This is a genomic window from Mycobacterium sp., from assembly GCF_051006775.1.
Taxonomy (GTDB): domain Bacteria; phylum Actinomycetota; class Actinomycetes; order Mycobacteriales; family Mycobacteriaceae; genus Mycobacterium.
The window spans coordinates 1-4,829 of sequence record NZ_JBPCSX010000193.1; the positions used below are offsets into that span (position 1 = coordinate 1).

The 4,829-nt window shown below is 64.0% G+C and carries 4 protein-coding genes and 1 pseudogene; 2 read left to right on the forward strand and 3 right to left on the reverse strand.

What is annotated here, in order from left to right:
* Positions 1-3 precede the first annotated feature (3 nt).
* Positions 4-849, reverse strand: a complete 846-nt coding sequence (locus ACR2JI_RS13860; RefSeq protein WP_526390893.1) for a heme-dependent oxidative N-demethylase subunit alpha family protein — start codon at positions 847-849, stop codon at positions 4-6.
* A gap of 38 nt (positions 850-887) precedes the next feature.
* Entirely contained in the window at positions 888-2,222 is a 1,335-nt protein-coding gene (locus ACR2JI_RS13865; RefSeq protein ID WP_526390896.1) for a carotenoid oxygenase family protein, read from the reverse strand.
* A gap of 143 nt (positions 2,223-2,365) precedes the next feature.
* On the opposite strand from ACR2JI_RS13865, the gene ACR2JI_RS13870 reads away from it, so the two are divergent.
* Positions 2,366-2,962, forward strand: coding sequence for a PadR family transcriptional regulator (locus ACR2JI_RS13870; protein ID WP_526390898.1), 597 nt, complete (start codon positions 2,366-2,368; stop codon positions 2,960-2,962).
* A 12-nt stretch (positions 2,963-2,974) separates the two neighbouring features.
* Here the strand turns inward: ACR2JI_RS13870 and glpK are convergent, their stop codons facing one another.
* Positions 2,975-4,528: a glycerol kinase GlpK gene (gene glpK, locus ACR2JI_RS13875; RefSeq protein ID WP_526390900.1), complete on the reverse strand. Its 1,554-nt coding sequence runs from the start codon at positions 4,526-4,528 to the stop codon at positions 2,975-2,977.
* 77 nt (positions 4,529-4,605) lie between these two features.
* Between glpK and ACR2JI_RS13880 the strand changes: the two are divergent.
* Positions 4,606-4,829, forward strand: a pseudogene (locus ACR2JI_RS13880) (glutamate--cysteine ligase); the annotation flags it as partial.

The following is a 4,829-nucleotide window of genomic DNA, read 5'->3' on the forward strand; positions in this document are numbered from 1 at the left end:
GGCCTACAGCGATTGGCCGGACCATGCCATGAGATCCCCCCAGAATGCTTCCCAGCCATGGTAATTGCGGATTTCCTGGCTCGTCGTCACAAGAGTTCGGCCGAGGTGCTCCCGGAAATCCGGATACCGCCGATCCAAACTGCTCAGCGAATCGCAGTAGGTACGGATGGTGAACAGAATGGCACCGGATTCCGGAAGCTTCCGAAGGGTTTGGCGTTCGGTGCGGAAGTAAGTGGTGTCGCCGAATTCTTCAACACCCAACCCGTGACGGGCACGCGCTTTGCGGCCGGAGGCCGAGGGCTGAAACAGGTCCGGGTTGTCCCACACCGTCCAGTTGATTCGCCACACCGGCCGCTCTGGGGTCAATTTGTTGAACATGGCATCGGTCGCATGTCCGATTCGCTCCTCGTAGTGCGGAACAGGTTGGTGGATACCGTGCATGTTCGCGCCGATTTTGGAAGCCAGATCCCACCGGCTCGGAAAGCAGATCGCGGCCGCGGTCAGAACCCATTGTCCGTCTTGCGGACTCATGACTGCCAGATCCTCCTGCACCAACAGACTCGCCGCTTCCAGTGGATGTAGCGATTTGTCGATGTCGATGTGCGTGGGGAATCTCTGCGGAAAGTGCATCGGAAGGTAGGCGATCAGTTCATCCAGAACCTCCCGAGACCCGCTGAGACCTTCGGGGAGTACCGCAAGAACATCTGCTTTCCGATGGTCCAGCAGGTGACGCTTCTCGGCCAGCTCGGTTTCGTAGTGCTCGTCGATTTCGATCCACGTGTCCGGATCCATGGTTCTCAAACCCATTGAGACGGTGAAGGGTTGGCCCTTGACCGGGATGTACGTCATGCCCCGCGATTCTCCGTACGGCTCACCCGTGAATAGCGTCAGGCACTGATCCAGTTTCCGTGGAAGCCGTAGGGCACCCGCCGGGGCAGGCGAATCCGGGCGACCGGGTCGCCGGCGAAGTCGGCGGCGTCCAGGATCACCAGATCGCTGCTGTCGCGACCGGGGTCGTAGACGAAGGCGAGGTACCAGCCCTCGGCCTCACCACCGGTGGGCGCAGGCACGAACACCGCCTCGCCCGGGCCTCCCGGTGCGTCGGTGGACCCGAAGCGGTGCTCAAGAACATCCCCGGTCTGCAGGTCGTAACGCACCAGGCGGGCATCGCCGACCGAGACCGCATACCGGGCTGCGAGGCCGGCCAGCCTGTCGTCGATGCGCGGGAACTCCACCGCACGGTCGTCCAATTGCTGCTCGGTCACCGTGCCGGTAGTGAGGTCGATGGTCCAACTCCACAGCACCGCGCTGGCATCGAATCCGCCGTCTTGGCGCCACAGTTCCGGGTATCGGCAACCCTGCACGACAATGCGATTGCCGTCCTCGTAGGCGTTGGCGACATGGAAGACATAGCAGGGCTCGATCTCGAACCAGCGGACATCGCCGAACGGGTCGTCGCGGCGCAGCACCCCGAATCGGGCGCCGTAGTTGTCATCCCAGCGGTAGGGCATATCGCCTTTACCGTTGATCGCGATGTCGAGGTCGAACACGATGGGCAGATCCATGAAGATCACATGCTCCGAAGTCATCGCGAAGTCGTGCATCATGGTGAGCGCCTTGACCTCCACCGGTCGGTTGACCGTCAGATTTCCATCGGCGTCGACACGGTGGTAGGTCACATGCGGCTGAAACAGGTTGCCGTAGCCGAAGAAATGCAATTCCCCCGTCGTGGGGCAGATCTTGGGATGCGCGGTCATCGCGTCATCGAGTTTGCCACCGAAGTCGTAGCAGCCCACCGTCTCCAGGTCGTTGGTGAGCTCGTAGGGAAATGATGACTCGACCAGGGCCAGCGTCCGACCGGCGTGGTTGATGATGTTGGTGTTGGCGACGGCTGATCGGAGGTTGCGGGTGCCGTCGGCGTTGTAGAGCGGGAACGGGTTGTCGAAGCTTTCGGTACGTACCCATCGGTTGCGGTACCACTTGGCCGCCCCTGCGCTGATGCGCACCCCGTGGATCATTCCGTCGCCGGTGAACCAGTGACCGGTGGGCTGCCGCGGATTGGAACCGTTGCGTAGATACCACCCGTCGAGTTCCGGCGGGATGGTCCCCTCGACCGTCAGGTCGTACTCGGTGATCTCATCCGGCACCGGCGCGTAGTTGCCGCGCTGGAAGAACTTGCTGGTGTCCGGCGGGAGATTGGCAGATTCTGCGGTGGTGGTCATGGTTCAACCCTGACAGCCCGCGACCGCGATGTCAGCAGGCAATTCGGGCGGCACCGGCACCAGGTTGCATTTCGATACATTCCGATATATCGTCACTGCATCGGGATCGATCATCGCCTCCCCTTCACAGACAAGAGAACACCGTGAACACACCATCTGAATCATGCGGCCACGGCCGTCCCGGGTCGGTCGGCTTCGGGCCCTGCTCCGGTCGTGGGCGACATTCCCATCGGCACGGTGGTTTCGGACCGCGCGGCGGCTTCGGACCCGGCGGCCCCCGCGGCCGACGGGGCCACGGGCGCGGACGCCGCGGCGACGTCCGCGCGGGCATCCTCGCCCTACTCGCTGAACGCTCCATGCACGGCTACGAGATGATCCAGGAGATCGCCCAGCGCACCGATGGCGTCTGGAAGCCCAGCCCCGGATCGGTGTATCCGACCCTGCAACTGCTCGTGGACGAGGGTCTGATCGCCGGCACCGAATCCGATGGCAGCAAGAAGCTTTTCGCGCTCACCGACGCGGGTCGCGCCGAGGCCGAGAAGCTCGACACCCCGCCCTGGGAGCAGATCACCGAAAGCATCGAACCGGCGGAGGCGAACCTGCGCACCGCGGTGGGCCAACTCTTCGGCGCGGTAGAGCAGTCCGCGCAGGCCGCAAGTCCCGAACAGCAGCAGCGCATCGTCGGCATCGTCAACAACGCACGCCGCGAGATCTACCAGATCCTCGGCGAATCGGACTGAGCTGAACTGGGTCTAGACCTCGACCCAGTTCAGGGTGCGCTCCACGGCCTTGCGCCAGCCGGCGTAACCCTTGGCCCGCTGCTCGTCGCTCCACTGCGGCGACCAGCGGCGGCCCTCCTGCCAGTTGGCCCGCAGGTCTTCGGGATCCGACCAGTAGCCCACTGCGAGGCCGGCACCGTAGGCCGCGCCCAACGCCGTCGTCTCCGGAACCTTGGGACGCACCACGTCCACGCCGAGCACGTCGGCCTGGATCTGCATGCACAGTTCGTTCAGCGTCACCCCCCCGTCGACCTTGAGCACCTCCAGCGGGACGCCAGAGTCGGCCGCCATCGCATCAACCACATCGCGGCTCTGGTAGCAGATCGCCTCCAGGGTGGCCCGGGCGATGTGGGCGTTGGAGTTGAACCGGGATAGCCCGACGATCGCCCCGCGCGCATCCGAACGCCAGTACGGCGCGAACAATCCGGAGAAGGCCGGAACGAAGTAGATCCCGCCGTTGTCCTCGACCTGGGATGCGAGCGCCTCGCTGTCGGCGGCACCGCTGATGATACCCAGCTGATCACGCAGCCACTGCACCGCCGATCCGGTCACCGCGATCGAACCCTCAAGGGCGTAAACAGGTTTGGCGTCTCCGAACTGGTAGCACACCGTGGTCAGCAGGCCGTTGGTGCTGCGGACGATCTTCTCACCGGTGTTGAGTAGCAGGAAGTTTCCGGTGCCGTAGGTGTTCTTGGCCTCACCGGGCTTGAGACAGACCTGTCCGACCATCGCCGCCTGCTGATCACCGAGGATGGCGGTCAGCGGTACCTCCCCGCCCATCGGTCCGTCGGCCAGGGTGCTCCCGTACGGGGCCGGCGAGGACGACGGCCGGATCGTCGGCAACATCTGGCGAGGAATATTGAAGAAGGACAACAGTTCGTCGTCCCAGTCCAAGGTTTCCAGGTTCATCAGCATGGTTCGGCTGGCGTTCGTCGGATCGGTGACGTGCACGCCGCCGTTGGGGCCGCCGGTGATGTTCCACAGCACCCAGACATCGGGTGTGCCGAACAACGCGTCACCACGTTCGGCGTCGGCGCGGACGCCGTCGACGTTCTCCAGGATCCACTGCAGCTTGCCGCCGGAGAAGTAGGTGGCCGGCGGCAGTCCCGCCTTGCGCCGGATGACCTCGCCGCGGCCATCGCGGTCCAGGGCAGCGGCGATCTGGTCGGTGCGGGTGTCCTGCCAGACGATCGCGTTGTAGTAAGGCTGACCGGTTTTGCGGTTCCACACGATCGTGGTCTCACGCTGATTGGTGATACCCAGCGCCACAATGTCGCCGGCCTTCAGTCCGGTGTTGTTCAGTGCCGAGGTCACCACGGTCTGGGTGCGTCCCCAGATCTCGGTCGGGTTGTGCTCGACCCAGCCGGCGCGCGGCAGGATCTGCTCGTGCTCGAGCTGATGACGCCCGACCTCCAGACCGTTGTGGTCGAAGATCATGCAGCGGGTGCTGGTGGTGCCCTGGTCGATGGAGGCGACGAACTCGGCCAACAGTGTGCTCCTCGGATGTGACGTGCCACGAACTGTCATGGGAGTCTGCCACCGCGCACAGCCATTCATGGCGGAATTGCTTGCGCGACGGCAGGAGACCCTGTTGCATCGACGAGGTGGGAGAAGAGGTCGCACACGCCACGTACAGCCGCAAAGAACGGCAGGAGTACCGGGAGAAGGTGCAGCTCTGCCTCGACGTGTTCAAGACCATGCTCGCCGAATCCAGTTTCGAGTTCGACCGGCCGCTGACCGGCATGGAGATCGAGTGCAACCTGGTCGACGCCGCCTATCAGCCGGCGATGTCCAACCAGGAGGTACTGGCCGCTATCGCCGACCCGGC